This window comes from Olivibacter sp. 47 (assembly GCF_030372825.1).
Taxonomy (GTDB): domain Bacteria; phylum Bacteroidota; class Bacteroidia; order Sphingobacteriales; family Sphingobacteriaceae; genus Olivibacter; species Olivibacter oleidegradans.
In genome coordinates, this window is the sequence record NZ_JAUCNR010000001.1 from 5,703,565 (window position 1) to 5,729,587 (window position 26,023).

Annotated in this window: 28 protein-coding genes and 1 riboswitch; of the genes, 16 read left to right on the plus strand and 12 right to left on the minus strand. The window is 40.7% G+C overall.

Annotation, left to right across the window (positions count from 1 at the left end; genetic code table 11):
• The first annotated feature begins 87 nt into the window (after positions 1–87).
• A complete protein-coding gene (locus QT327_RS24690) occupies positions 88–2,271 on the plus strand; it encodes a carboxy terminal-processing peptidase (RefSeq protein WP_242627111.1) in 2,184 nt (727 codons plus the stop codon).
• 100 nt (positions 2,272–2,371) lie between these two features.
• Entirely contained in the window at positions 2,372–2,944 is a 573-nt protein-coding gene (locus QT327_RS24695; protein WP_130854594.1) for a nitroreductase family protein, read from the plus strand.
• An 18-nt stretch (positions 2,945–2,962) separates the two neighbouring features.
• On the opposite strand, the gene QT327_RS24700 is transcribed toward QT327_RS24695, so the two are convergent.
• The 3 genes from QT327_RS24700 to QT327_RS24710 form a co-directional block, all read right to left on the minus strand.
• Complete coding sequence (locus QT327_RS24700) at positions 2,963–3,613, minus strand: peptidase associated/transthyretin-like domain-containing protein (protein WP_013664654.1); 651 nt, start codon at positions 3,611–3,613, stop codon at positions 2,963–2,965.
• Positions 3,614–3,680: 67 nt separating this feature from the next.
• The gene (locus tag QT327_RS24705) at positions 3,681–3,959 is read right to left on the minus strand and encodes a NifU family protein (RefSeq protein WP_013664655.1); all 279 of its coding nucleotides are present in this window, start codon (positions 3,957–3,959) and stop codon (positions 3,681–3,683) included.
• 44 nt (positions 3,960–4,003) lie between these two features.
• Positions 4,004–5,092, minus strand: a complete 1,089-nt coding sequence (locus QT327_RS24710; RefSeq protein ID WP_130854593.1) for an Mrp/NBP35 family ATP-binding protein — start codon at positions 5,090–5,092, stop codon at positions 4,004–4,006.
• Between the two features lie 202 nt (positions 5,093–5,294).
• Here QT327_RS24710 and QT327_RS24715 point away from each other — a divergent pair, with 202 nt between their 5' ends.
• The 6 genes from QT327_RS24715 (at position 5,295) to QT327_RS24740 (ending at position 11,582) form a co-directional block, all read left to right on the plus strand.
• Positions 5,295–7,331, plus strand: a complete 2,037-nt coding sequence (locus QT327_RS24715) for a transglycosylase domain-containing protein (protein WP_130854592.1) — start codon at positions 5,295–5,297, stop codon at positions 7,329–7,331.
• Positions 7,331–7,864 carry a hypoxanthine phosphoribosyltransferase gene (gene hpt, locus QT327_RS24720; RefSeq protein ID WP_013664658.1) on the plus strand — a complete coding sequence of 178 codons (534 nt, stop codon included), beginning with the start codon at positions 7,331–7,333 and terminating at the stop codon, positions 7,862–7,864. The genes QT327_RS24715 and hpt overlap by 1 nt, the downstream gene beginning before the upstream one ends.
• Before the next feature lie 164 nt (positions 7,865–8,028).
• The gene (locus QT327_RS24725; RefSeq protein ID WP_013664659.1) at positions 8,029–8,706 is read left to right on the plus strand and encodes a phosphatidylserine decarboxylase family protein; all 678 of its coding nucleotides are present in this window, start codon (positions 8,029–8,031) and stop codon (positions 8,704–8,706) included.
• 22 nt (positions 8,707–8,728) lie between these two features.
• The gene (locus QT327_RS24730; RefSeq protein ID WP_013664660.1) at positions 8,729–9,754 is read left to right on the plus strand and encodes a sensor histidine kinase; all 1,026 of its coding nucleotides are present in this window, start codon (positions 8,729–8,731) and stop codon (positions 9,752–9,754) included.
• 115 nt (positions 9,755–9,869) lie between these two features.
• Positions 9,870–10,517, plus strand: coding sequence for a DUF47 domain-containing protein (locus QT327_RS24735; protein ID WP_013664661.1), 648 nt, complete (start codon positions 9,870–9,872; stop codon positions 10,515–10,517).
• Positions 10,518–10,574: 57 nt separating this feature from the next.
• Complete coding sequence (locus QT327_RS24740) at positions 10,575–11,582, plus strand: inorganic phosphate transporter (RefSeq protein WP_013664662.1); 1,008 nt, start codon at positions 10,575–10,577, stop codon at positions 11,580–11,582.
• Positions 11,583–11,616: 34 nt separating this feature from the next.
• Here QT327_RS24740 and QT327_RS24745 read toward each other — a convergent pair whose 3' ends face one another.
• On the minus strand, positions 11,617–12,279 hold the full coding sequence (locus QT327_RS24745) for an energy transducer TonB (RefSeq protein WP_130854591.1): 663 nt from the start codon (positions 12,277–12,279) through the stop codon (positions 11,617–11,619).
• Positions 12,269–12,841, minus strand: a complete 573-nt coding sequence (locus QT327_RS24750; protein WP_149105156.1) for an RNA polymerase sigma factor — start codon at positions 12,839–12,841, stop codon at positions 12,269–12,271. The genes QT327_RS24745 and QT327_RS24750 overlap by 11 nt, the downstream gene beginning before the upstream one ends.
• Before the next feature lie 150 nt (positions 12,842–12,991).
• On the opposite strand from QT327_RS24750, the gene QT327_RS24755 reads away from it, so the two are divergent.
• The 8 genes from QT327_RS24755 to QT327_RS24790 all read left to right on the plus strand — a co-directional run bounded on the left by QT327_RS24755 (position 12,992) and on the right by QT327_RS24790 (position 19,539).
• Entirely contained in the window at positions 12,992–13,399 is a 408-nt protein-coding gene (locus QT327_RS24755) for a DUF4199 domain-containing protein (protein ID WP_013664665.1), read from the plus strand.
• Positions 13,400–13,521: 122 nt separating this feature from the next.
• Positions 13,522–14,001 carry a hypothetical protein gene (locus QT327_RS24760; protein ID WP_013664666.1) on the plus strand — a complete coding sequence of 160 codons (480 nt, stop codon included), beginning with the start codon at positions 13,522–13,524 and terminating at the stop codon, positions 13,999–14,001.
• Between the two features lie 3 nt (positions 14,002–14,004).
• Positions 14,005–15,102 (plus strand): Nif3-like dinuclear metal center hexameric protein, encoded by a 1,098-nt coding sequence (locus QT327_RS24765; protein ID WP_130854589.1) that lies wholly within the window; start codon positions 14,005–14,007, stop codon positions 15,100–15,102.
• On the plus strand, positions 15,102–15,845 hold the full coding sequence (locus QT327_RS24770; protein ID WP_013664668.1) for a zinc ribbon domain-containing protein: 744 nt from the start codon (positions 15,102–15,104) through the stop codon (positions 15,843–15,845). Before QT327_RS24765 ends, QT327_RS24770 begins: the two co-directional genes overlap by 1 nt.
• 117 nt (positions 15,846–15,962) lie before the next feature.
• The gene (locus tag QT327_RS24775) at positions 15,963–17,450 is read left to right on the plus strand and encodes a tetratricopeptide repeat protein (protein ID WP_130854588.1); all 1,488 of its coding nucleotides are present in this window, start codon (positions 15,963–15,965) and stop codon (positions 17,448–17,450) included.
• Positions 17,451–17,459: 9 nt separating this feature from the next.
• Complete coding sequence (gene pepT / locus QT327_RS24780; RefSeq protein ID WP_149105157.1) at positions 17,460–18,728, plus strand: peptidase T; 1,269 nt, start codon at positions 17,460–17,462, stop codon at positions 18,726–18,728.
• Positions 18,725–19,183: a D-aminoacyl-tRNA deacylase gene (gene dtd / locus QT327_RS24785; RefSeq protein ID WP_013664671.1), complete on the plus strand. Its 459-nt coding sequence runs from the start codon at positions 18,725–18,727 to the stop codon at positions 19,181–19,183. The genes pepT and dtd overlap by 4 nt, the downstream gene beginning before the upstream one ends.
• A gap of 23 nt (positions 19,184–19,206) precedes the next feature.
• Positions 19,207–19,539, plus strand: a complete 333-nt coding sequence (locus QT327_RS24790) for a nucleotide pyrophosphohydrolase (RefSeq protein WP_013664672.1) — start codon at positions 19,207–19,209, stop codon at positions 19,537–19,539.
• Here the strand turns inward: QT327_RS24790 and QT327_RS24795 are convergent.
• From QT327_RS24795 to thiS, 7 genes are read right to left on the minus strand one after another with little or no spacing between them, the layout of a single operon-like run.
• Positions 19,536–20,552 (minus strand): HesA/MoeB/ThiF family protein, encoded by a 1,017-nt coding sequence (locus QT327_RS24795; RefSeq protein ID WP_130854586.1) that lies wholly within the window; start codon positions 20,550–20,552, stop codon positions 19,536–19,538. The two genes, QT327_RS24790 and QT327_RS24795, sit on opposite strands and share 4 nt — an antisense overlap.
• Positions 20,553–20,569: 17 nt before the next feature.
• Complete coding sequence (gene thiH, locus QT327_RS24800) at positions 20,570–21,682, minus strand: 2-iminoacetate synthase ThiH (protein WP_130854585.1); 1,113 nt, start codon at positions 21,680–21,682, stop codon at positions 20,570–20,572.
• Entirely contained in the window at positions 21,682–22,455 is a 774-nt protein-coding gene (locus tag QT327_RS24805) for a thiazole synthase (RefSeq protein WP_130854584.1), read from the minus strand. The genes thiH and QT327_RS24805 overlap by 1 nt, the downstream gene beginning before the upstream one ends.
• Entirely contained in the window at positions 22,440–23,102 is a 663-nt protein-coding gene (locus QT327_RS24810; protein ID WP_130854583.1) for a thiamine phosphate synthase, read from the minus strand. The genes QT327_RS24805 and QT327_RS24810 overlap by 16 nt, the downstream gene beginning before the upstream one ends.
• Positions 23,089–23,679, minus strand: coding sequence for a thiamine phosphate synthase (locus tag QT327_RS24815; protein WP_041387157.1), 591 nt, complete (start codon positions 23,677–23,679; stop codon positions 23,089–23,091). The genes QT327_RS24810 and QT327_RS24815 overlap by 14 nt, the downstream gene beginning before the upstream one ends.
• Before the next feature lie 10 nt (positions 23,680–23,689).
• The gene (gene thiC / locus QT327_RS24820; RefSeq protein WP_130854582.1) at positions 23,690–25,558 is read right to left on the minus strand and encodes a phosphomethylpyrimidine synthase ThiC; all 1,869 of its coding nucleotides are present in this window, start codon (positions 25,556–25,558) and stop codon (positions 23,690–23,692) included.
• 38 nt (positions 25,559–25,596) lie between these two features.
• Positions 25,597–25,797, minus strand: a complete 201-nt coding sequence (thiS, locus tag QT327_RS24825; RefSeq protein WP_130854581.1) for a sulfur carrier protein ThiS — start codon at positions 25,795–25,797, stop codon at positions 25,597–25,599.
• Between the two features lie 45 nt (positions 25,798–25,842).
• Positions 25,843–25,937, minus strand: a riboswitch (TPP riboswitch).
• Between the last annotated feature and the right edge of the window lie 86 nt (positions 25,938–26,023).

The following is a 26,023-nucleotide window of genomic DNA, read 5'->3' on the forward strand; positions in this document are numbered from 1 at the left end:
TATATTGCTGTGTGGTTTTTGGTTCTTTTTTTGATAATTTTAAAGCCTTGAGGACAGCGTTGTCCAAGAGAGTATTACGTATAAATAATGGATATTAAATCGTTCCAAGAGATGTTGAAAAAATTGTTTTTGGCGTTGTTTATTGCTGCAGCAGTTGCTTGTAGTGCTAACCCGCGCGTTAAATTGGATGAAGGTTCAGGAGCTCTGCGGCCCAATGCCAAACAAGAAATTATAACCAAAGATTTAGTCGCCCTGCTTGAAAAGGCGCATTACAAAAAAGTTCCTTTTGATGACTCTCTGTCATCCGTCGTTTTTGATCTGTATTTGAAAAATCTGGATCAAGGGAAAAATTATTTTCTCCAATCGGATATCGACAGTTTTGAACCTTATCGTAAAGTCTTGTTAAATGATTTAAAGAATGGTGATCTAAGCGCGATGTTTCATATTTACAATGTTTACAGAAAGCGCTTTAATGAGCAATTAAAATACGCCATTTCCCAGATAGACAAGAAATATGATTTTACTAAAGAGGAGTCTTTCGTTTACGATCGAGAGAAACTTGCTTGGTTCAAAACCGAGGCCGAGGCTCAGGAAAGCTGGCGGAAAAGAATAAAATACGATCTTTTAAATCTGAAATTGAGTAGTACCGGAAAAGAAGGGGAGGAGACAAAAAATAAAAAAACGCTAAAAGAACGTTACCAAAATTTGCTTTCACAGGAAAACACGTCTAATAATTATGATGCGTTTCAAATTATGATGAATGCTTTTACGGGCGCTATTGACCCCCACACCAATTACTTCACTCCGGAAGATGCGCAGCGCTTTAACGAGAGTATGGCCCGTTCGTTTGAAGGAATAGGCGCGCAGTTAATGATGGATAATGAAGTCGTAAAGGTAATGCGTATAGTGCCTGGTGGCCCTGCCTTTCGCGATAAAACCCTAAAGCAAGATGATCGGATTATTGCTGTGGCCCAAGGTGACGGTGAATTTGTAGACGTAGTTGGTTGGCGGCTTGGTAATGTAGTCTCTAAAATAAAGGGGCCTAAAGGAACAACGGTTCGATTGAAAGTAATTCCCGCCGGCCAAGAACTTACTTCTGCTCCAAAAATAATATCCTTAGTGAGAGATAAGATTGTAGATGAAGAGCAATCAGCAAAGAAAGAAGTGAAAGAGGTTAAGGGCGCTGATGGAAAAACGTATAAAATAGGAGTCATAAAAGTTCCGGGATTCTACTTGAATTTTAAAGAAATGCAAGCTGGAAATCCTGATTATAAGAGTACAACAAGAGATGTACGGCGGATATTAGATACCTTAAAACAAGAAAAGGTCGATGCGGTTTTAATGGATCTGAGGGCGAATGGTGGAGGGTCTTTAATTGAAGCTGTAGAATTGACCGGACTTTTTATTAAATCAGGGCCGGTTGTGCAAGTTCGAGACCCGAACAATCGCGTGGAAATTAACAACGACGAGGATGAAAGCATAAGCTGGGAAGGGCCGCTAGGCGTTTTAATCGACCGATTCAGCGCTTCAGCCTCTGAAATTTTTGCTGCCGCAATCCAGGATTATGGACGTGGAATTATTATTGGAACCCAGTCTTACGGAAAAGGGACTGTGCAAAGTGCGGTAGCCATGGATCAATTTATTAGCCGTGCCGATAGGTTGTTGTTGAGTGCCAGAGATAAAACGAATGAAGCTTCCAATGATGAAAGCATGCCTCAAGGTGCCCCGAAATTCGGACAAATAAATTTTACAACATTCAAATTTTATCGAATAAATGGAAGCAGCACTCAACATAAGGGAGTCACGCCTGATATAGAATTTCCTATGATTTATGCAGCAGATAAATTTGGAGAAAGTTCAGAAAAAGCAGCTCTTCCCTGGGACCAAATTAAATCTTCTTCTTATAACCCTTATGCCGATTTAAGTGCGATCAAACCCGTCCTGATAAAGAAGCATAATGAACGGATGAAGACGTCTACAGAATATAAATATCTTTTAGACGATATCGAAGCGTTCAATAAGCGTGAAGGAGAGACTTCTGTATCCTTGCAGGAAACGAAGTTAAAGAAGGAAAGAGAAGATCAAGATGCAAAAAATAGAGATCGTGTAAACGCTCGCCGGCAACTAAAAGGCTTACCGGCCATAGCAAAAGGACAAGCGCTTCCCCGGATGGATAACGATTTCATCGAAGATGAAAGTTTAGACATCATGGCCGATTTCATAGAATTGAAACCTGCTGTTCATAATCAAGTGGCTGCTTCGGCAAAGTAGTTTTTTGGTTCGAACACATCGGACTCATAGCCATAGCCACTGCAAGTGGCTATGGCTTTTTATAGCATGTAGCAACCGTTCATTTAATTACGACAAACATATGTCTACTGAAAAGATAATTCTGGATAATATAAAATATAGACGAAGTGTTTTTCCTGTAAGTTATATCGATCAAGATATTCCTGATGAAATTATAAAGGAACTTCTGACATATGCTAATTATGCACCAAGTCATAAGCTCACCCAACCGTGGTTTTTTACGGTATTTAAAGGGCAAGGGCTCCAAGCGCTTGCTGATAAGATGGCCGAATTATATCGAGTGCAAACGAAAGAAGAGCAGTTTTTGATAAAGAAGTTTGATAATATCAAGGAAAAAATTCTAAAATCTGCGGCGGTAATTGCAATTAACATAGCTTATAGTGGAATCGTTCCGCGTTGGGAGGAAATAGCGGCTGTTGGGTGTGCGACGCAAAATCTTTGGCTTGCAGCAAAAGCGAAAGGCATAGGTGGATACTGGAGTACGCCGGGTACCTTGAGTGGGATGAGCGATTTTCTGCAACTCAGTCAAAATGAGGAATGTTTGGGACTTTTTTATCTAGGATATCATCATGAAAAAGAAGCAGAAGGCCAACGAAAACCTGTCGAAGAAAAAATTCGATGGATAAAAAGTTAATCATGTAAGGGAGTACAGCTAATTATCGCTCGCTCGACTCTTATTTCCTTGCGTAATTTGGTTGATAAAATTTGCCCAGGCTAAGGGACTAAACAATGCGTTGGAATTGCGTTGATTGACAGTCTTATTGGTTAAACCAATATGTCTGCTGGTCGCGTCTAAATTTTGTATTTCGGTTGCGTTTCTTGGAACTACCTTAGACATCGCTACCAATGACTCATAAGAAAGGTTTCTTTGAGCGATTAGATAATCGTCATCGGCGATCTGCAAATTCATGAATGCGTAGTTAAATTCGTCTATACTGGCCCATGGATAAACCGTGACGACGGGCAAATCGATAATTTGCGCCTTCATTGTTAAATTGACCGTCACTTTGTTAGTGGTGGTTTTAGGAATCACTAATTGCTCGGAACGATATCCTACAGCGCTGAGTTTTATCGTGTCCCCTTCATGGGCTACAAAAGAAAAGAAACCCTGATGATTTGCGTTAAACAGCTGCTTTTGATAAGAGAGATTTGTCAATGTTACATAGGGCACAGCGATATTTGAATCCGCATTATGTATAACTCCGCTAAACTGTACCAGCTTCTTTTCGGTATGTTGTTGGGCAAATGCCAAGGTAGACACACTTAAAATAAGCAAGCAGGTTACAAAAACGATTTTTTTCATAATGCAATAAAACTACCAAAACTCAGCAAAAGCTCCTGTTAAATAATGTTAAAAGGATTTGCGTCAATTAGTTAACACGCTGGGGCATGGTAGCATTCGGGTCATTTGGATCGGTAATGTTAATTGCTTCTACTGCGGTAATTTCGGGAACAGCTTTTTGAATGGCCTGTTCCAGACCCGCTTTAAAAGTCATAATACTCATTGAACAAGACGCACACGATCCTAACAGGCGCAAGCGAACGACATTCTCTGACGTAATTTCTTCTATGGTTACATTACCACCATCCGCCTCGAGATAAGGCCTTAGGGTGTTTAGTGCTTCTTCTACTCTCTCCTGTAAGCTCATAACCTTTGTGGTTTTAAAATAGATGTAAAGATACTAAAAATTATTTACTGTGTAAAATCCGGCTTTTGTACTTCCTTTATATTATGTTGTAAGGACAGTTGTTGCGCCACTTTTTCGGCAATTGATATAAAGTTTTTGGAAATAAGCTCGTCCTCATCAGTTACAATGGGATAGCCATTATCACCGGCATCACTAATGCTTTTGACCAAAGGAAGTTCGCCCAAAAAAGGAGCATCAAACTTTTCAGCCAGTCGTTTGCCGCCATCCTTTCCGAAAATATAGTACTTATTGTCAGGTAGTTCCGCGGGGGTAAAATAGGCCATGTTTTCAACAACCCCTAGTAGAGGGATATTAATCGTATTCATCATAAACATGCCAATACCCTTTGTCGCATCGGCCAAGGCAACATTTTGAGGCGTCGTTACAATAACGGCTCCTGCAACGGGATAGTTTTGAGCTACTGTGATGTGTACATCGCCGGTACCCGGAGGCAAGTCAACCACTAAATAATCTAATTCGCCCCAATCAGCATCGTTAAACAACTGCTTGATAGCAGCACTTACCATTGGCCCTCGCCAGGGAATAGGCTGATTCGGATCCGTAAAAAAACCGATAGATAATAGTTTAATCCCGAACTTTTCAATCGGTTCTATTTTCGTTTTTCCATCGGTTGTCTTAGAAGCCTTGGGACGTGCGCCTTCCACACCAAACATCATAGGGATGGATGGACCATAAATATCGGCATCTAATAAGCCGGTTTTTGCTCCTTTAAGATGAAGTGCTAACGCTAAATTAGCTGCAACGGTTGACTTCCCTACTCCTCCTTTTCCTGAAGCCACAACGATAATATTTTTAATATTATCCAGTTGTTGATTGGGAGCCGATTTTACCTGAGATGTCATGTTAATGGAAACTTCAATCTCTTTGTCGACAAAGTGCGCGATCGCATTACGGCAAGCATGTTCAATATGATCTTTCATAGGACAAGCAGGCGTTGTAAGCACAACACTGAAGCTGATTTTATGTGGTGTGATTTCAATATCTTTGATCATGTTTAAGGTAACAAGATCTTTTTTGAAATCAGGGTCTTCAACAAAACTTAAAGCATGTAATATCTGTTCTTTAGTTATCATTGAACTCCATATTTTGTACAAAAATACGAAATATAGGGTAGATAATGCGGTCTTTACCCGGGTTTGCGGTATTTCTACATTTTATAAACAAACGTACAGTATACATTGCGTCGATAGTCATCCCCCTATCTTTGATGTGAATGAACCATTAATAATGAGAGAATAGTGTTACTTTTGACGAATAATAGTGCGTCCACCCGTTATGATAAAAGAATATTTAAAAAAAATTCATCCGAAGCACATTAAAATTGCGCTAATCGTTCTGGGGACGATTTTGGTGGTGTTAGCGATCGCGCTCGGCGTCATCTATAATAAAAGGGAAAGCTTGTTGCAGCAAGCGCTGCAGCAAATAAAAAAGCAAGCTCAAACGGATTATGACCTCTATGTAAAGATAGATAAAGCGTATTTTTCTGGCTTTAGTACCGTGACATTCGAAGGCTTTCGCGTGGTACCAAACCAACGGGAACAGCTATTGGGCGTTGATTATTTAGATGTCACCGTGAAACTTTGGCCACTTTTATCAGGAGATGTAAAAGTCTCTGCGCTGAATCTACACGATGCTTCCTTATCTTTTGTAAAAAAAGACAGCCTGAGTAATTATGATTTCTTGTTTAAGCAGAAAAAGGCAGACACTACGCAACGGGGCACCAAAATGAATTTAGCCGAATTGGCCAATAAGCTAATCAACAGCGTGCTTTATAAAATTCCCGAAAACATGAAGCTTGCCAATTTCGAGGCAAGTTATGTGGACGATAGTGCTAAGCAAATTATAACGGTACCAAAAGCCATCATTGATGACGGTGATTTGTCTTCTACTGTAAAAATTAATGGGAATGAAGCGGTGTGGCATGTTTTAGGGCGCGTACGTCCGTCTAAAAAGCAATTGTATTTTAAAGTTTATGCCGAGGGCAAAGCAGTTGAATTACCGGTTATCAAAAAGAAGTATGGACTTACCTTAAAGTTTGATACATTGGAAACGGATTTGCGAAAGGTGACGATGAATGGCGGAGAACTACAAATATCAGGAGGGTGGGCGGCCAAAAATCTTGTTGTTCAACACTGGAGGATAGCTGAGCAGGAAATCGTCATTCCACAGGGGCATATCGATGCGAAGGTCTTGGTGGGCGAAAACTACATCGGTTTGGACAGGAGTTCGGAAGTGAAAATAAAAAAATTGTCTGCCCATCCTTTTGGAAAGATAACCTTTAAACCACATCGTACGGTGGAATTGGGTGTAGAGATGCCGGAAATTGATGCGCAGGATATGTTTGACTCATTTCCTCATGGAATGTTTGATAATTTGGAAGGCATTAGGGTTTCGGGAAAATTGAAGTACCACTTAGATTTATTTGTAGATTTAGATAATCCTGACAGTGTACGTCTCGCTGCGGGAATGGATAAAAAAGGGTTTCGCATAAATTCATGGGGTAAAACGAATTTAGCAAAGATTAATACGCCATTTACTTACATACCTTATGAAGACGGAAAGGCGATGCGTAGTATTGATGTGTCGCCCAATAATCCCAACTTCACGCCACTTAATGAAATATCACCCAATCTCAGGAATGCGGTGTTGACCACCGAAGATCCTTCTTTTTTTAGTCATAAAGGCTTTGTGATTGATGCATTTAAAATGTCTATTACGGCCAACTTAAAAGCCAAAGCTTTTAAACGAGGGGGTAGCACGATTTCCATGCAATTAGTAAAAAACGTTTTTCTTGGAAGAGAAAAGACATTGGTGCGAAAAATAGAAGAGATATTGATGGTTTGGCTGATTGAAAATAATCAGATAGTCAGTAAAAATCGAATGTTTGAGGTTTATCTTAACATTATTGAGTGGGGTAGAAACGTATATGGAATCGGAGAAGCATCGCGATTTTATTTTGGAAAGCACCCTTCCCAGTTGAATGTAGGAGAAAGCATTTATCTGGCCAGTATCATACCGAAACCAAAGACAGGCCTTTATCCATTCCAGTATGATGGCCATTTAAAGCCCTACCTAGGAGGCTATTTTAGGCTAATAGGCGGTATTATGGCCCGGCGTGGCCTCGTGCCGCGCGATAGTAGCAGTTACGGGTTTTATAACGTAACGCTTAGGGAGGCACTCCGGCCCGCAAGGCCCGATACGCTTCAAGTGGATACGGTTAAACCGGACATTTTGGAGGAAGAGCTTAAAGAAGCAAAAAGTTTTTTTGAAAGGCTTTTTGGAAAAGATAAAAAAGACGAGCAGCAGGATTGATGAAAATACAAATAGATCAGAAAGATTTTGAGCTAATGATCGAGCATGAGCAGGTAAAAAAGCGATTACGGCTCATAGGGATACAGCTAAATGTAGCCTATGAAAATAGAATACCGGTGTTCGTGGGGGTGCTAAATGGCTGTTTTATGTTCATGGCCGATCTGATGAAAGAAGTACATATTGCTTCAGAGGTATGTTTTGTGAAAATGGCCTCCTATCGAGGTGATCAACGGGAAGAAGAAGTGAAAAACCTAATTGGCCTCAGTCATCCGCTCAAGGGAAGAGAGGTTGTAATTGTGGAGGATATTGTAGATACCGGCAATACGCTGAAGAAAGTGATTGCGTTAATCGCGGAAGAAGAACCGGCTTCTATTGCTGTTTGCACCCTGCTGTTAAAACCGGATGCGCTTGAACATGATTTTGAAGAAATTGCCTATGTTGGTTTTGAAATAGAGAATCAATTTGTTGTGGGGTATGGTCTTGACTATAACGGCATCGGCCGTAATTTAAAGGACATATATCGTGCGATATAATCCATCCTATTATCTGTACCTGTGCATGATGCAATGAACAAACTTGATATGACACAGCGATATGGGCATGCAAGATTATTAATAATTTATTCTGAGGAAAAAATATGCTAAGTTTGTATCGAAATAATGACCTTACAGGGCACACACAATAATAAATTATTCTAATGAAATTCCATAAAGAAGGTTATACGACATTAGCGCTTTCAATATTATTTGTTTTTGTAATAAATGCGTTGGTGCATTTTTTTTACTCAGACAATAGTATATTGACGTGGATCGTATATATACTTTCGTTTGTACTTCTTGTGACGGTTATACAGTTTTTCAGGAACCCAATCCGTAAAATCAGTCCAAGTGAACAAAAGATATTATGCCCGGCAGATGGGAAGGTGGTGGTTATTGAAGAAACAGAAGAAACAGAATATTTTAAAGACAGACGATTACAAGTATCCATTTTCATGTCGCCGATTAATGTACATAGTAATCGGAGCCCCATTACCGGTATCGTCAAATTTTTTAAATATCATCCCGGGAAATACTTGATGGCCTGGAATCCAAAATCTTCAACACTTAACGAGCGAACGACAATCGTTGTAGAAAGCTCATTTGGCGTAGAGGTTTTGTTTAGGCAGATCGCCGGAGCACTAGCGAGGCGAATCGTATGGTATGTTAACGAAGGCAAAGAAGTCAAGCAAGGAGAAGAATTTGGCTTCATTAAATTTGGCTCTCGTGTAGATGTCTTCTTGCCTATAGGAACAAAGGTGAATGTAAAGCTGGGCGATAAAGTGAAGGGCGGCATCACCATCTTGGGTGAATTTGATGAAGAGCAGCCTATTAATTAAAAAGTTTTAAACTAAACCGGTTATGCAATTTAAGTTGCTGGTCTCAATAAATGCATTAATTGTTGCTTTATCATTAAGTTCGGTAAACTTCTACTTTCAGCATAGTTGGTATTACTTCCTAATAACGTTTGTTATTGCGTTCATTTGCAGCTTTTTTGTTTTTTACTACCTCATTGAACGCTATATTTATCGAAAGATTACGCTCATTTACAAAATGATCCATAACCTTAAATTGGGTAAAGATTTAAAGGAAGCCTTGGGCGAGCAATTGGGTGACGATCCTATCAACGATGTGCATGAAGAAGTAAGAGCCTGGGCGAGGGAAAAGAAAATTGAGATAGATGCATTGAAAAACCAGGAACAATTTAGAAGGGAGTTCCTTTCAAATATATCGCATGAATTTAAAACACCTCTTTTTGCTATTCAGGGATATTTAGAAGCCGTTCAAGATGGACTTATGTATGAAGATCCTGAAAGAGCAGAAGTCTTTTTGCAAAAAGCCTCCAACAACATTGATCGGCTAAGTTATCTCATCAAAGACTTGGATGAAATAGCTAAATTGGAAAGCGGTGAAATTAAAATAAATTACCAACGATTTGATCTTTCCCTGCTCGTTAAGGAAGTAATGGAATCCTTAGAACTAAAAGCAGAAAAGCATGATATAGAACTAATCTTTAAGCAGAAATATAGTTATCCAATTTTTGTAAACGCCGATCGAGAAAAAATTCGACAAGTTTTGGTCAACCTAATTAGCAATTCTATTAAGTACGGCAAAGAAAAGGGGCACACCTATATTAAAACCTACGAGTTGCATGACCAGGTGCTCATCGAGGTAACGGACGATGGCATCGGCATTGAGGAGAAGTACTTGCCCCGCTTATTTGAACGGTTTTTCCGAACCGATCGAAGTCGTTCACGGCAAATTGGTGGATCAGGATTGGGATTGGCCATCGTGAAACATATACTGGAAGCGCATCAACAAACAATTTCCGTAAGAAGTACTGAAGGATTGGGTTCAACCTTTGGGTTTACTTTAGCAAAGGCTTAAATACATGAACCGTTTTCCTTGTTACACAAATGTTCATTTGGATAGAGTTAGCACAAACTTAACATTAACTTAACATAAAGGATATACCTTTGCAACATAATATATAAAAAACAAAATGTCGCTAAACAGTATATTCCAATACTTCGTTCCAAAAGACAAAAAGTTTTTCCCTCTTTTTGAACAGGCAAGTACTAACCTGATAGACATCGCCCAAGCACTTCACGAGGCAGTTAATACAGATGATCTAGAACAAAGAAAAACGCTTTATAAAAAGGTTAAAGATTTGGAGCACAAGGGGGATGAAATCACCCATCAAATACATCTGGAGTTAGGAAAGAACTTTATTACTCCCTTTGATCGTGAGGATATTCATACACTTGCAAGTGCTTTGGATGATATCGCTGACTATATTTTTGATTCTGCAAATCGGATGGAGCTGTATCATGTCGATACCATTACAGATCCAATCCGCGAATTAGCGGGGCTGATTGTGGAAGCGGTTACTGCGCTTTCCAAGGGTATGCATGAGTTAAGAAATTTGAAAAATGTGCGAAGTATCGCAGATGCTTGCGTTCGTGTAAATAGTGTGGAAAACAAAGCCGACTACGTTTATAATAAAGCGATAGGCGACCTGTTCTTATACGAAAAAGATGCGATATCTCTTATAAAGTATAAAGAGGTGCTTGCTACATTGGAAACCGCAACCGATATGTGTGAAGATGTGGCGAATGTGTTAGAAAGTATTTTAGTGAAAAATGCGTAGCATCTTGCGCGTGCTATTTTTACATTTAAGCCCTTCACTAATTAAAATTTAAAATCTATGTTAACCATACTGGTCGTTGTTATTGTGCTAGCCGTTGCTTTTGATTATATAAACGGTTTCCATGATGCAGCTAATTCCATTGCCACCATTGTATCAACTAAAGTGCTGACACCTTTTCAGGCTGTGCTTTGGGCAGCAGCATTTAATTTTGCGGCTTATTTCTATTTTACAGATCACAAAGTTGCCAATACGATAGCGAAGACAGTAGTTGAAAATTATATTACGTTAGAAGTTATCCTAGCCGGATTGATTGCTGCCATCAGCTGGAACTTATTTACCTGGTATTACGGAATTCCTTCCAGCTCCTCACATACGCTGATCGGTGGGTTTGCAGGTGCGGGCATGGCCCATGCGCTATTTCTGGGTGATTCCATTATGGGTGCCATCAACTTAGGACCTACCCTAAAGATAATTTCTTTCATTGTGTTGGCCCCTGTAATTGGTATGCTGATATCAATTGTTATAACGCTGATAATTTTGCACTTGGCAAAACGGTCTCGCCCGGCGGTTGCAGAAAAATGGTTTAAGCGATTGCAGTTAGTTTCGTCGGCCGCTTTGAGCTTTGCTCACGGAGGAAACGATGCGCAAAAGGTTATGGGAATTATTGTAGTTGCCATGGTAGCAGGCGGGTATTTACCAAATGCCGATCATATGCCGGAATGGATCCCTTTAACCTGTTATAGTGCGATCGCATTAGGAACCATGAGCGGTGGATGGAAAATTGTAAAAACAATGGGAACAAAAATCACGAAAGTGACAGCTTTAGAGGGAGTTGGTGCCGAAACAGCGGGAGCCTTAACCCTAGGAATTACCGAGCACTTCGGAATCCCGGTTTCTACAACCCACACGATTACAGGTTCCATTATAGGTGTTGGTTTGGTTAAGCGTGTGTCGGCTGTCCGTTGGGGCGTAACAATCAGTTTGCTATGGGCATGGGTACTAACCATTCCTGTATCCGCAATCTTGGCGGGCATCACTTATGGCATTATGCATTATATTTTATAAAGAGCTTCAGGTTTGTTTTTGAATAGAATTACATCTATTCAAAAACAAACTCAACTTCCCCCGATTTATTCGCTTCCCAAGCCGGTCCACCTTTCAATAGCTGTTTGATTTCGTTTAGCTGACTATATTCGGTGCCTTTTATTACCTGTATGTTGAATGGCCGTCCCTGTTGGTTTACTTGAAACCGAAGAACAATGACTCCTTTAGCCATATTGGACTTCGCTTTTTTCGCGATGTAATCATTAAAGTGATCCCATCCGGCTGCCGGCGATGCCGAGGATGCTGTTAACTTTCTTGCAATTGATAATCCGTTGCCGGAAGGAATAGGGTCACCTGTGTTCAGTTCTACCGTTACCTCTCGGTTCGTCTTATTTGCTGTATTTCGGGTGTTAACCATCCAAAGCAAGACACAAGCCAAAACAAACAACAAACAAGCAACAGCTGCTATGCCGAGCCTTTGCGAAGTAAAAAGCATGCGGTTTCTTTCTTGTGGCTGCTCCGTTATTCTATTCTGTAAGCGTTGTTGAAGTAAAGTTAAGTGTTGTGTGTTTACACCCTTTTGTAGATAACCTTCCAATGCATCATTCAGAAAAGGATCATCCAATGCTTCCCGTTCCAATTTGTTCATTTCCTCAGGAGATAGTTCTCCTTTAAGGTATTGCTGAATTCGTATAATATTCGTTATGTTACTTGTCATTTTTTTCCATACATATTTTTAAGTTCCGTTTGCCATTTTGTATATAGCTTTTAACCTTACTCAAATCGTAGCCGGTGAGGTCTGATATCTCTTTGTAGCATTTCTGATCCAAGTAAAATAACCGAACACATTCTCGCTGTTCCATATTTAATTGCTCTAAGCATTTCTCCATCTGCGTGAGTTTGCTTTCAAGCATATCTTCTCCTAAGAATTGATGCTCAACGAGCTCATTTTCCATAAAAGAATTTTCTTCTATGGAGATGGTAGTCTCTTTATTGGCTGCACGCAATTCCATTAGGCAGTAATTTCTAGCAAATGAATATAGCCAGCTTTTAAAATTATTAACAGTATGAATGCGTAGCTTCTGTATAAGCTGTTCAAATATCTGCATAACAGCATCCTCGCTGCGAGCCTCATCCTTTAAGTATTTTAAACATACACCATAAACGAGCGGCATATATGGTTCGTATAACACGCCCAATATGTGTAATTCTCCCGTAGATTTATATCGACTCAATAAATCAGCTTCATTATGTTTTTCTACTCTTTTTTGAAATGCCAATGTAATGCGTTTTTACCGGTAAACTAAAATAACTATATAAAACAACATTCGCAACGGTCGTTCGATATCGGGAACCCGAGCCGCGACTGGGAGTAACTAAACAATAATATATTAATCTTGTTATACAGAAACAATTTAAAAGCACTGATTATGAAACAAGCATGGCCATACGGTGTTCTCATCGGCATTCTAAGCGGAATATGGATTTTCGTTATTCAGAAAACCGGCGGAGGGTCTTCAGCAGGATTCTTAGGAATTTCATGGATGGAATATCTTTCTGTTTTTATCCCATTTTTAGGGCTCTATTTTGGAATCGCTCATTATAAAAATACGCTGCCTAATCATCAGATTTCGTTTTTTCGGGCATTTGTTCAAGGTTTTATGATTTTACTGGTAGGCGGAGTACTTGCAGGCTTGGCTACGGCGATATTATTACAGTATGAAAGGCAGCCTTATATGGAAGAATACATGGGGCGATTTGGGGGGGCTTTATTGGTCGGGATTTTGCTGAATTTGGCAGTGAGCCTTTGGTTCATGAATAAGCCTAAGAACCTTTAATTACCAATATTCTTTATGTTTTGCGCAAGATGGATCGGAAGTTGGCTGCTTAGGTAACGTATGGGTTTTGTAAATTGCACATAAAATTCAGTTATCTAAGTTTTTGATGTACTTTCGTACCAATGGAATTGGATATAAATAATATTGACCGGGAAACGTTAATTGCCGCAGGAGCTTTGGCTGCTCTCTTTTTATTTATCAAAGTTTTGTATGCAAATACGTTTAGGGCTACGTTGAAATTGATCGCACCGGAAAATAGATTCATGAAACCGGGCGAAGCGTTTTTAGTGTTAATTCCGATTTTTAACATTTATTGGAACTTTGAATTGGCAAGACGTATGTCGGATTCTTTAACGAATGAATTTTATGATCGTAAGATTGCTGAGGAGGAATTTCCCGGACGATCAACCGGTATTACCGTTGCTATTTTGTATATCATTACCATGCTTCCACTCCCCGTGAATATCCTAATGGGAGTGAATTTGGTCTATTTTTTCTATTTCTTTGCCTATTGGGTTAAAATGAACAAGTTTAGGGAATTGTTAAAAGACCATAATATATTCCTTAGCGAACAACAAGAGCATCAGGAGGAAGAAAACTAAATCATGATTTTAGCTGCATTAATAGATTATTTAGAACAGATTGCCCCTCTTTCTTATCAAGAGTCTTACGATAATTCAGGATTGATCGTGGGAAACCCTGATCAGAATATTGATCGGGCTATTATATCACTCGATTGTACAGAAGAGGTCGTAGACGAAGCGATTGACTTGGGATGTCAGTTAATTATCGCTCATCATCCCATTGTATTCAAAGGTTTAAAGCGCTTTAATGGACGTAGCTACGTTGAACGTGTTGTAATGAAGGCTATTAAGCATGATATTGCTCTTTATGCCATTCATACCAATTTGGATAATATTTATGGAGGAGTCAATAAGAAGATCGCGGAAAAGCTAAGTCTTCAACAGCTATCCATCCTTTCGCCTAAAGAGGAACTATTGAATAAACTGGTTGTCTTTGTTCCGAAGACGCAAGCAGAGCAGCTCCGGTCAGCATTGTTTAAAGCGGGTGCGGGTCATATCGGAAATTACAGTGAATGTAGCTTTAATGCATCAGGAACCGGAACCTTTAAAGCGGGGGCGGAGACAAATCCCTATGTTGGTTCGATCGGAGAACGACATTACGAAGTCGAAGAACGAATAGAAGTTATCTATCCGCAACATCGGGAAAGGCAAATTTTGATCGCTATGTATGAAACGCATCCCTACGAGGAGGTTGCCTACGATATTTATAAACTTCAAAATAAACATCACCAAGTAGGTAGCGGCATGATAGGGAGCCTACCGGAGCCTTTAGAAGAGCGCCAGTTTCTTGAACTTCTTAAGCAATGTTTGGGGGCGAGTGTAATAAGGCATACCCGTTTAAGGGGTAAGCGTGTGCAACGCGTTGCTGTTTGCGGAGGTTCGGGCGGCTTTTTACTATCTCAAGCTATTCGGCAAGGGGCTGATGTGTTTGTGACGGCTGACTATAAGTATCATGAGTTTTTTGATGCGGAGAAAAAAATTGTTATTGCCGATGTCGGACATTTTGAAAGTGAGCAGTTTACACAGGAATTATTGTTGGAAATAATTCAAAAAAAATTTCCTAACTTTGCAGTCCGTTTAACCGGAGTAAATACAAACCCCATAAATTATTATATTTAATGGAACAAACCGTAGAGCAAAAGTTGCAGGCCCTTTGGGATTTGCAGACAATTCATACCAAAATTGATAAGATCCGTCAGGTTCGAGGAGAATTGCCTATCGAGGTGGCTGATCTTGAAGACGAAGTAGCTGGTCTAGAAACTCGTATGGAAAAGATCCGTTCAGAGCTTGATGACTTAGAAGACGCTATCGTTAATCGTAAAAACATGATTAAGGAAGCGCAGGCTGCTATTAAGAAATATGAATCCCAATTAAATGAGGTAAAGAATAATAGGGAGTACGACGCGATTACCAAAGAAATTGAGATTCAAGGATTAGAAATTCAGGTTTGCGAGAAGAAAATCCGTGAGCATGAATTTGAGATTCGTAACAAAACGGAGATCTACGAAAAAACGCAAGGCGATTTAGAAGAACGTAAGAAAGATTTAGCCGTTAAACAAGAGGAATTGGATACAATAACTTCTGAAACGCAAAAAGACGAAGACGAGTTATTACGAAAAGCAGAAGAAGCGGAATCAAACATCGAAGAACGTTTACTCATTGCCTACACCAGATTGCGTAATAATGCAAAGAACGGTTTGGCTGTCGTAACAATCGACAGAGATTCGTGTTCAGGATGTCATAACCAAATCCCACCGCAGAGACAGTTAGATATCCGTCAACGTAAAAAAATCATTGTGTGTGAACACTGTGGCCGTATTTTGGTGGATGAGGCTTTTGTAGAGAACACATTGGAAGCCTAAAATTTATTATAACATATTGTTAAGCTCAGGTCATATGTCCTGGGCTTTTTTATTGGCGGTGTATTTTGGCATTGTTACTGCTAATAAAGAGGAATCATATTCGTTAATCAAATGCACATGGCGCGCAAATTAGTATTACTCCTCACCCTTTCCTTTAGTTTATTTCCTAGAACCTATGCTGCTTTTGACTTCTCGGCTAATTGTAAACAAGCCTATGTAGAAATTTTAAATTTAAGGTTGGATTTGGCGAAGCAATATCTCGAAAAAGAGAGACTGGTGAACCCGGAGAACAACTTCATTCCCTTATTGGAGAATTATGTTGACTATTTCTACATACTTTCATGCGATGACAAGTCGGCATTCGATAAGTTAAAAAAGAACAAATCAAGCCGTTTGTCTCAACTCGGTGGAGGCGATAAGAACTCTCCTTACTATCTTTTTGCACAAGCCGAAATAAACCTGCAATGGGCCCTTCTTCGAGGTAAGTACCAAGAGTATGTGGCCAGTGCGCTAGAGATTAAAAAAGCCTATAATATGCTCCATGAAAACATGGAGAAATTTCCGGAATTTCTTCCTAACAAAAAAGGTTTAGGCATGGTAAATGCCGTAATCGGCTCCTTACCCACGGGCGCGCAGAAGGCGCTGGGTACGTTGGGCGTACACGGTAGCACCCAAAGAGGCGAGAAGATGCTGGAAGAGCTTGTGAATAGTTTGCCAGGGTCAGCTTATGAAATTTTTTATGACGAATCTGTTTTTTATCTGATGCAGGTTTGGGTTAACATCACCAAGAAGAAGCAAGCGTTTGAAAAAATTTATTTTTTGACCGGCAAAATGCAAGATGATAGTTTACTGAAACTTTACATCCGCGCATTTACGGCTTTTAAAACCGGTCATAACGATGAAGCAATAGCGTATTTAATCGCAAAGCCAAAAAGTGCCGATTACGTTAATTATCCCTATCTCGACTATTTACAGGGAATGGCCAAGCTTCATAAACTGGATTTTTCAGCAAAGGTAGATTTTCAACGCTTCCTAGAGGAAAGTGCAGGAGGAAGCTATATAAAAGACACTTATCTTCATTTGGCATACATTTCTCTGCTGAAGGGCGATAGTTTGAATTATAAGGCTTATCTCTCAAAGATACAGCTTAACGGGACCACTTATGACGAAAAAGATAAGCAAGCCCTCAATGAAGCAAATGAGGGAGTACCCAATGAAAGTTTATTAAAGGCTAGATTTCTATTTGACGGGGGCTATTATGAAAGAGCAAAGGACGTTTTAGAAAAAGAAAATGCCAATAATTATAAGCAAAAACGAGATAAAATTGAATATTGTTATCGTTTTGCTCGCGTATTTCATGAAACCGGCGGGATTAATGGAGCGATCAAGTTTTATCAATACACAATCGCCTTCGGTAAAGACAGCAAATACTATTATGCGGCTAATGCAGCACTCTTCCTCGGAGATATTTATGTGGAAAAAAAGCGGTATAAAATGGCGGCAGATTGCTACAGTAAAGCAATCAATATGAAAAACCACGATTACGAAAGTAGCATAGAGAATAAAGCTAAAGAGGCTTTAAAAAGAATAGCAGGAAAGTATTAATTTTACCAAATGAGTATTTTGATAAAGCCCGAGGAGTATAGCGTTACCGAACGTTTTTTGCGCTACGTGAAAATAGATACGCAAAGTGATCCACACTCCATAAGCCAACCATCTACTGAAAAGCAGAAGAATTTAGGGCGGTTGCTGGTGGAGGAACTGAAAGCGTTAGGCGTGCATGATGCGCATTTAGATGAATTTGGGTATGTATATGCTACGGTGGATGCCAATATTGATGATCCCGCTATACCTGTCATTTGTTTCTGTTCGCATATGGATACCTCTCCTGATTGTAGTGGCGTGGATGTAAAGCCGATCATCCATAAAAATTATCAGGGCGACCCCATTGTGTTACCGGATGATCCTTCGCAGGTGCTTACGAAGGAAAACCATCCGGATCTACAAATGCAGATTGGCAATGACATCATCACCGCCAGTGGAACAACTTTGTTAGGAGCTGACAATAAAGCGGGGCTTGCTGCTATTATGGATGCGGTAGCCTTATTGTTAAAGCATCCGGAAATAAAACACGGTAAAATACGAATCCTTTTTACACCGGACGAAGAAATTGGCAGAGGTGTAGATAAAGTAGATATGGAGAAACTTGGCGCTGATTTTGGTTATACTGTTGATGGAGAAACCGCTGGTTCAATTGAAGACGAAACTTTCTCGGCTGACGGGGCATCACTTACCATTAACGGAATCAGTGCCCATCCCGGTTTTGCAAAAGGAAAAATGCAGAGTGCTATAAAGATTGCCGCTGAAGTTGTAAGTGCATTGCCTAAAGACAGGCTTTCTCCCGAAACGACAAGCGACAAAGAAGGATTTATTCACCCCGTCTCCATATCGGGCACCGTTGAGCAGGCGAAAATTGATTTTATAATTCGAGATTTCAGGGATGAACAACTTCTTGCTCATGAGCAAATACTGGATAGCATTGCTAAGCAGGTCGTAGCACAATATACGGGGTGTTCTTACCAATTGATCATTCATGAACAATATCGCAACATGAAGCAAGTGTTGGATAAATATCCTGCAATTATCAATATCGGGCTTCAGGCCATCCGGTTGGCAGGCTTAAAGCCCATCAGGAGAAGTATAAGGGGCGGAACGGACGGATCGCGACTTTCTTTTATGGGGCTCCCATGTCCCAATATTTTTGCAGGAGAGCACGCTTTCCACGGAAAACAAGAATGGGTTTCCGTACAAGATATGCAGAAGGCGGCATTAACGCTTATTCACATCGCCCATTTATGGACTAAAAAGGAGGAACGTAATTGAGAGCGGTACTACAACGTGTCAGTCGAGCTTCTTGTAAGGTATCTGAAAAAATTACGGGAGAGATTAAACACGGCTTATTGATATTATTGGGAATTGAGGAAGAAGACGGAGAGGACGATGTACGCTGGCTCGCGCAAAAAATCGTCAATATGCGAATTTTTGGCGACGACAAAGGGTTGATGAACAAATCGCTTATGGACGTGCAGGGTGATATCCTACTGATATCGCAATTTACGCTTTTTGCACAAACCAAGAAAGGCAATAGGCCTTCTTTTATACGAGCGGCAAAGCCGTTACAGGCAATGCCTATTTATGATAAAATGATTAACGAGTTGGAAACGTTAATGGGTAAAGCTGTTGCGAGAGGTGTTTTTGGTGCTGATATGAAAGTCGATTTACTTAACGATGGACCCGTGACCATCATAATGAACACAAAGGATAAAGAAAACTATTGAGTTTCATTTCTAGATAAAGAACTATGACAATAAAGGAAGCGCAAGAATTAGTTGATCATTGGATTCAAACAACCGGTGTCCGTTATTTTAATGAGCTTACCAATACGGCCATGTTAATGGAAGAAGTGGGCGAAGTTGCTCGCATCATGGCAAGACAATATGGTGAACAGTCCTTCAAAAAATCTGACAAGGAAGTAAATTTAGCGGACGAAATGGCCGACGTGCTTTTTGTCTTGATTTGCTTAGCAAACCAGACCGGAATTGATCTAACCGACGCACTCGAAAAAAATCTTCATAAAAAGTCTATTCGCGATAGCGAAAGACACAAGAATAACGAAAAGCTGAATCGACCCTAATCCAGCTTAGCGATCATAATTTGTCGGTTTTCATTTTTAAATAAGGCAGCGGCTTGCTTGCTTCTCAGTCCCGATTGACACAAAAAAATAATCGGGTGATTGCCTTTAATTTCGGAAATCCGATGAGGCAATTCATAGAGCGGAATATTGATACCTCCAATATTTTTCTCTTCAAATTCCCAATCTTCTCTTACGTCAACCAGTAATGTATTGGGATTTAATCGTTGATAAGTCAGCACCTCATGGTCATGCATTACATGTTTGTGGTGTTTCAAGGTGTTTATTTTCTTATTGTTCGGATCCACAGCAAAAGAGATGGTTTGATAGCGATTTTTTTGAATATCGATTGTCAGCAATTTGCCGCTTAATACATCTCCGTAGGTTGTAACGACCTTTATAACCTCATTTGCCATCAATAGACCAACAATGCCGGGTAATACATTGAGGATGCCATTGATCGAACAGCTATGGCAGTAATCAGGATCGGGTGCATCAGGGTAAAGGCAACGATAAGTTGGCCCTTCATTATAATTGAAGACCGACAATTGCCCTGTGTAATCATTTACCGCACCTGATACGAAGGCTTTACCGCTTATCACACAGGCATCATTTACCAGATAACGTGTATTAAAATTATCGCTGCCATCAACAATTAGATCGTATTGTGATATGATGTCCAAGGCATTTTCAGCACTTAAGCTAAAGGGGTGGGATTTGAGTTGGACAGCTGGTTGTAGCTGCTTTAATTTCTTTACAGCAACAGAGGCTTTGGAATGGCCAATATCTTCTCGACTAAAGAGAATCTGTCGATGTAGGTTATGCATAGCAATAAGATCCCCGTCAATAATCCCGATATGCCCCACACCTGCTGTTGCGAGATATTGTAACGTCGGGCAACCAAGTCCACCGGCACCTATAACCAGCACCCTTGCCTGTTGTAGTTTTTTTTGAGCGGACTCGCCAAAACCCGTCAACTTTATCTGGCGGTCGTAATATTCTCTGTCAGTTAACATGAAGCCAATAATAAATGTCAATCCAGTTGTAAGATAGCATCCCAGTCTTTCCAAACAGGGTCATATCCTGCTTGTTTTATAACCTCAATGATTTCCTCCGGTGTCCGCGTATCATCAATCTCAAATTGTTCCAAACTTTGGGGTTCAACAGCATAACCGCCGGGGTTGGTTTTAGAACCGGCACTTATCGATGTAATACCTAATTTGATAATGTTATTCCGAAAGTTCTGACTTTCACGTGTAGACATGGAAAGCTCTACATCTTGGTTAAATAGGCGCCACGCGCAAATCAGTTGAACAAGCTCCGCATCGTTGATAACCGTTTTTGGTTCCAAACCACCCGCGTGCGGGCGAAGGCGGGGGAAAGAAATGGAAAATTTACTTTTCCAATACGTCTTTTCCAAGTACTGCAAATGGAGGGCGGCAAAAGCACTGTCGGTGCGCCAATCATCAAGTCCTAACAAAACCCCCAAGCCAATTTTGTGGATTTCAGCGCGTCCGATTCTATCGGGTGTTTCTAAGCGATATCTGAAGTTTGACTTTTTGCCCTTGGTATGGTGTATTTTATAATCGGATTGATGATACGTTTCTTGATAAACCAAAATGGTGTTAACACCGAGCTGACGTAATATTCGGTAGTCACACTCCTCCAGTGGCTGCACTTCCATGGCTATATGAGCGAAATGTGGTTTAATGAGCGGAATAACCTTCTTAAAATAATCCATTCCAACTTGCTGTTGCGCCTCACCCGTTACCAGTAGAACATGTTGGTAACCCATTTTTTTTAACACAGCAATTTCCTGCAAGATCTCCAATGACGTAAGCGTCTTCCTTGGTATCTTGTTGTCCAAACTAAAACCGCAATAGGTACAGATATTCTGGCATTCATTCGACAGATATAAAGGTGCATACAGCTGAATGGTTTTGCCAAAACGTCGCTGCGTTTCTCTTTGGCTTAATAGAGCCATTTGCTCTAATAAAGGGAGCGCTGCGGGTGCAATTAATGCCTTAAAATCCTCGTAGGTACGGTGCTTTGCCAACAGTGCCTTTTCAGCTTCGATCTGTGTTTTATTGTAGATAGAAGCCTTTTCTGTTTCCCAGTCAAACTGATCAAAAGTAGTTGTGAACATTATGTATTCGTTAAAAAGGAAGTTAGCGGACTGGAAGCACGTGCTTCTTGTCCTGAAATAGCCATTCCAGCTTCGTAAGCAATCCTACCCGCCCGGACGGCTTCTCTAAAGGCGATCGCGATGTTGATTGGATCGGGAGCTACCGCAATAGCCGTATTTACCAATACGGCGTCTGCTCCTATTTCCATTGCTTGCGCTGCATGACTTGGCTTACCGATACCTGCATCTATAATAACGGGGACATTCGCTTGTTGTATAATAATTTCCAACATCGGAAGTGTCTGCAGGCCCTGATTACTGCCGATAGGTGCCCCCAAAGGCATAACAGCAGCTACGCCCGCTTCCTCCAGCCGTTTACAAAGTACAGGATCAGCATGGCAATAAGGCAATACAACAAATCCCTTTTTAACCAATTCTTCCGCAGCAAGTAGGGTTTCTATCGGATCCGGCATGAGATACTTCGGATCCGGGTGGATCTCAAGCTTCAACCAATTTGTTTCCAAGGCTTCCCTAGCAAGCTCTGCTGCATAAACAGCTTCTTTGGCCGTTCTTGCCCCGGAGGTATTGGGCAGCAAGCTAATTTGTGGATGATCGAGATGTTTGAGTAAATAATCTTGTGGCGTAACATCGATACGCTTCAGTGCGACTGTCACCAATTCAGACCCTGATGCGAGCAGGGCCTCTTCCATAATCGACAAGGAGCTAAATTTTCCCGTACCTGTAAACAAACGGGAGGAGAAGATCTTATCTGCTATTTTTAAACTGTTGGACATGATTGTGCTTCTATTTGTTTCAGTAAATTTTGGCAGTCTTTTCGTGGGTGATTACTGTTTGAGATAATTCCCGAGACGGCTATACCATGTACGCCCGTTTGGAATAACGGGCCGACATCCTCAACCTGGATTCCACCAATGGCAATAATAGGAACGGATAAATTGTGAGCCACTGCCTTTTTCATGATTTCATCATAGCCGGCTAAACCTAAAATCGGGCTTAGTTTTTCTTTTGTTCTAGTAAATCTAAAGGGTCCTAAGCCGATATAGTCAATAGGTAGGTTGCTTAACTGTATAATATCATCAATGGTATTTGCTGTGCACCCAATGATTTTATCGGGGCCGAGTATTTCCCTCGCCGTGCGAGGCGACATATCTTCTTTTCCGATATGAATGCCATCTGCATCGATTTCTTTTGCAACATGTACGCGATCATTGATGACAAAAGTACAACGGTGCCGTTTAGCAATTTCCAAACAAGCCATAGCCTGCTGTTTAAAGGTATCATCGTCAGCATTTTTTAATCTAAATTGAACCCATTTGATGCCGGCGTCCACCGCAATATGGACTTGATCGATAATCGACTTGTCTTTTGTTGCATGCGTAATATATTGTAGCCGCTCTATATGTTTTTTAATTCGATTCATAAGTTCGTTCCTCTACTAGATGCTTTAAATTGATGTAATTTGACAAGGGATTTGTTGTAAGCCATATATATCCTAATAACCCTGCGCCGTCGAAACCTTTTCTTTTTATTAGACCAATATTTCTATCCGAAATACCGCCAAGAGCAATAAGCTGCCCTTGCCTTGTTATGCTTCCCATTTCTAACAAATGCGGGGCCTTACGATATCCTGTTTTTGAAATACTATCAAAAACAGGACTGATAAAAATTTGTGTCCAAGGCCTGTCCATTGCTATAAATTCCGCTATTGAATGTGCCGAACTGGAAATAACCCCCCTCTGCTCCTTTAAAACCTCAAATTCACCTGCCTTCAAATGGATGCCTGCCAAATTAAATTCCTGAAGCAGATTACAGTCGCCATGAACAATTAACCTGTGATGAAAGAAAGGATCAATGGATTGGATAAATTTTCGAATAGATTTAATATCCGCATTTGGTTTCCTTACGTGGAAGACTTCCAGCCCATGATCAAACAGTTGATTAACAGTTTTTGATTCGTTCCTAATGAATGTTTCGGGACTTATAATAACCAGCTTCATGTTGTAAGTGTCAAGAATAAAGTTCAAAGTTATTTTGGCGAAACTCCTTTGCTTTTTCATGGAGCCCTTTATCAAGCGCCTCTTCCGGGTTTATTCCCTGTTCTGCAGCAAATTGCCTAACATCTTGTGTGATTTTCATGCTGCAAAAATTTGGGCCGCACATACTGCAAAAATGTGCTGTTTTAGCACCTTCCGCCGGCAAGGTTTCATCATGATATTCCCTTGCAGTATCCGGGTCAAGCGCAAGATTGAACTGGTCTTCCCACCTAAATTCGAAACGGGCCTTGCTCATGGCATTGTCGCGATACTGTGCTCCGGGATGACCTTTTGCAAGATCTGCGGCATGAGCAGCAATTTTGTAGGTGATAACACCGTCTTTTACGTCCTTTTTATTAGGCAGTCCTAAGTGCTCTTTCGGGGTTACATAACAGAGCATCGAAGTGCCAAACCAGCCGATCATAGCTGCTCCAATACCCGATGTAATATGGTCGTATCCGGGTGCTATATCTGTTGTAAGCGGGCCAAGGGTATAAAAAGGGGCCTCGCCGCATTCCCTTAACTGTTTATCCATATTTTCTTTAATCATGTGCATGGGCACATGGCCCGGGCCTTCGATCATGGTTTGAACGTCATGTTTCCATGCGATTTGTGTTAATTCTCCTAATGTTTCCAATTCGGCAAATTGTGCCGCATCATTGGCATCTGCTATAGACCCGGGACGTAAACCGTCGCCCAGCGAGAAGCAAACATCGTAGGCTTTCATGATTTCGCAGATCTCTTCAAAATGCGTGTAAAGGAAATTTTCCTGATGGTGGGCTAAACACCATTTAGCCATAATGGATCCTCCACGTGAAACAATGCCTGTTGTCCGCTTGGCCGTTAAAGGTACATAGGGAAGACGCACACCCGCATGAATGGTAAAGTAGTCAACACCTTGTTCCGCCTGTTCAATTAAAGTGTCTTTAAAAAGCTCCCAAGTTAATTCCTCCGCCTTGCCATTTACTTTTTCAAGCGCTTGGTAAATAGGCACCGTTCCAATAGGCACAGGCGAATTTCGAATAATCCATTCACGGGTCTCGTGTATATTCTTACCGGTTGATAAATCCATTACCGTATCAGCGCCCCATCGAATAGCCCAAACCATTTTTTCTACTTCTTCTTCGATGCTGGATGTTACGGCTGAGTTGCCTATATTCGCATTGATCTTAACCAAAAAATTCCGACCGATAATCATGGGCTCGGTTTCAGGATGATTAATATTATTTGGTAAGACCGCCCGTCCGCGCGCGATCTCCGACCGAACAAACTCCGGTGTTATAAATCCCTGGTATATATGTGCGCCAAAATTCTGCCCTTTGTGCTGTTGCCATAAACTATTGTCCTTCTCATAAAGTTCTTCCAGGCGCATGTTTTCACGTACGGCTATAAATTCCATTTCAGGGGTTATCATACCTTTTTTGGCATAATGCATTTGAGAGACATTCGCTCCATCCTTAGCCCTTCTGGGGGATGTCGAATGCTCAAAACGTAAATAATCAAGCGCTGGGTTACTCAGTCGGGATTTGCCATATGCCGAGCTAATGTCGTTCAGTCGAACGGTGTCACCTCGCTCTTCAATCCAGGGATTCCTTAATTTCGGTAAACCTTGTCGCACATTAATAGCTACATTCGGATCGGTATAAGGCCCGCTTGTATCGTAAACGGTGACAGGGCGGTTTTCTTCTGTTATATTCCGAAAGCGATCGGTCGTTACGCTCAATGATATTTCGCGCATTGGCACCTGAACATTATGCAAAGCGCCTTGCACATAGATTTTTCTGGAACCTGGAAAAGGAGTTCTGCTGATAGTTTGCGCCGAAGGCAGTTTTTCTGTTTTCATTTGAAAAGATTTTATGGGTAATTTTTCTTGTAAACGCGTTATCCGCCTTGTGCTGCGGTAATGATCGTTATATGATCTCCCGGATGGATCTGAAAGCTTTCCCAACTAGACTTGGGAACAACGTGCTCATTTACGGCAATGGCAACACCTTTTGTTTGCGTTAGTCCATAACTCTCCAAGGCAGCGATAAGATGCTGGCCATTTACAAAAAATGTCTGATGATTAATGTTGACTTCCATATTGCAAAAAATTTGATGCTTTAGAAGTCAACCGGAACGGTATGAGAAGACTTGTCTACTTTTCCCTTCGCAGGCATTATCCTGAGCAGGTTGTGAGGGTAACTCTCAGCCCCAATAATGGGACACCCCTAAAGCTTTTGTTTCAAAAGTATAAAATATTTTTTAAAGAATAGAAATCCCTTTGGTTTATTTGTTGGAAAATTCTTCTTAAGGCGTTATTATAAAC

Bases quoted from the DNA above. Each gene is read 5' to 3' on its own strand.
- QT327_RS24690 (WP_242627111.1), top strand. From the start codon at position 88: ATGGATATTAAATCGTTCCAAGAGATGTTGAAAAAATTGTTTTTGGCG.
- QT327_RS24695 (WP_130854594.1), top strand. From the start codon at position 2,372: ATGTCTACTGAAAAGATAATTCTGGATAATATAAAATATAGACGAAGT.
- QT327_RS24700 (WP_013664654.1), bottom strand. From the start codon at position 3,613: ATGAAAAAAATCGTTTTTGTAACCTGCTTGCTTATTTTAAGTGTGTCT.
- QT327_RS24705 (WP_013664655.1), bottom strand. From the start codon at position 3,959: ATGAGCTTACAGGAGAGAGTAGAAGAAGCACTAAACACCCTAAGGCCT.
- QT327_RS24710 (WP_130854593.1), bottom strand. From the start codon at position 5,092: ATGATAACTAAAGAACAGATATTACATGCTTTAAGTTTTGTTGAAGAC.
- QT327_RS24715 (WP_130854592.1), top strand. From the start codon at position 5,295: ATGATAAAAGAATATTTAAAAAAAATTCATCCGAAGCACATTAAAATT.
- hpt (WP_013664658.1), top strand. From the start codon at position 7,331: ATGAAAATACAAATAGATCAGAAAGATTTTGAGCTAATGATCGAGCAT.
- QT327_RS24725 (WP_013664659.1), top strand. From the start codon at position 8,029: ATGAAATTCCATAAAGAAGGTTATACGACATTAGCGCTTTCAATATTA.
- QT327_RS24730 (WP_013664660.1), top strand. From the start codon at position 8,729: ATGCAATTTAAGTTGCTGGTCTCAATAAATGCATTAATTGTTGCTTTA.
- QT327_RS24735 (WP_013664661.1), top strand. From the start codon at position 9,870: ATGTCGCTAAACAGTATATTCCAATACTTCGTTCCAAAAGACAAAAAG.
- QT327_RS24740 (WP_013664662.1), top strand. From the start codon at position 10,575: ATGTTAACCATACTGGTCGTTGTTATTGTGCTAGCCGTTGCTTTTGAT.
- QT327_RS24745 (WP_130854591.1), bottom strand. From the start codon at position 12,279: ATGACAAGTAACATAACGAATATTATACGAATTCAGCAATACCTTAAA.
- QT327_RS24755 (WP_013664665.1), top strand. From the start codon at position 12,992: ATGAAACAAGCATGGCCATACGGTGTTCTCATCGGCATTCTAAGCGGA.
- QT327_RS24760 (WP_013664666.1), top strand. From the start codon at position 13,522: ATGGAATTGGATATAAATAATATTGACCGGGAAACGTTAATTGCCGCA.
- QT327_RS24765 (WP_130854589.1), top strand. From the start codon at position 14,005: ATGATTTTAGCTGCATTAATAGATTATTTAGAACAGATTGCCCCTCTT.
- QT327_RS24770 (WP_013664668.1), top strand. From the start codon at position 15,102: ATGGAACAAACCGTAGAGCAAAAGTTGCAGGCCCTTTGGGATTTGCAG.
- QT327_RS24775 (WP_130854588.1), top strand. From the start codon at position 15,963: ATGGCGCGCAAATTAGTATTACTCCTCACCCTTTCCTTTAGTTTATTT.
- pepT (WP_149105157.1), top strand. From the start codon at position 17,460: ATGAGTATTTTGATAAAGCCCGAGGAGTATAGCGTTACCGAACGTTTT.
- QT327_RS24790 (WP_013664672.1), top strand. From the start codon at position 19,207: ATGACAATAAAGGAAGCGCAAGAATTAGTTGATCATTGGATTCAAACA.
- QT327_RS24795 (WP_130854586.1), bottom strand. From the start codon at position 20,552: ATGTTAACTGACAGAGAATATTACGACCGCCAGATAAAGTTGACGGGT.
- thiH (WP_130854585.1), bottom strand. From the start codon at position 21,682: ATGTTCACAACTACTTTTGATCAGTTTGACTGGGAAACAGAAAAGGCT.
- QT327_RS24805 (WP_130854584.1), bottom strand. From the start codon at position 22,455: ATGTCCAACAGTTTAAAAATAGCAGATAAGATCTTCTCCTCCCGTTTG.
- QT327_RS24810 (WP_130854583.1), bottom strand. From the start codon at position 23,102: ATGAATCGAATTAAAAAACATATAGAGCGGCTACAATATATTACGCAT.
- QT327_RS24815 (WP_041387157.1), bottom strand. From the start codon at position 23,679: ATGAAGCTGGTTATTATAAGTCCCGAAACATTCATTAGGAACGAATCA.
- thiC (WP_130854582.1), bottom strand. From the start codon at position 25,558: ATGAAAACAGAAAAACTGCCTTCGGCGCAAACTATCAGCAGAACTCCT.
- thiS (WP_130854581.1), bottom strand. From the start codon at position 25,797: ATGGAAGTCAACATTAATCATCAGACATTTTTTGTAAATGGCCAGCAT.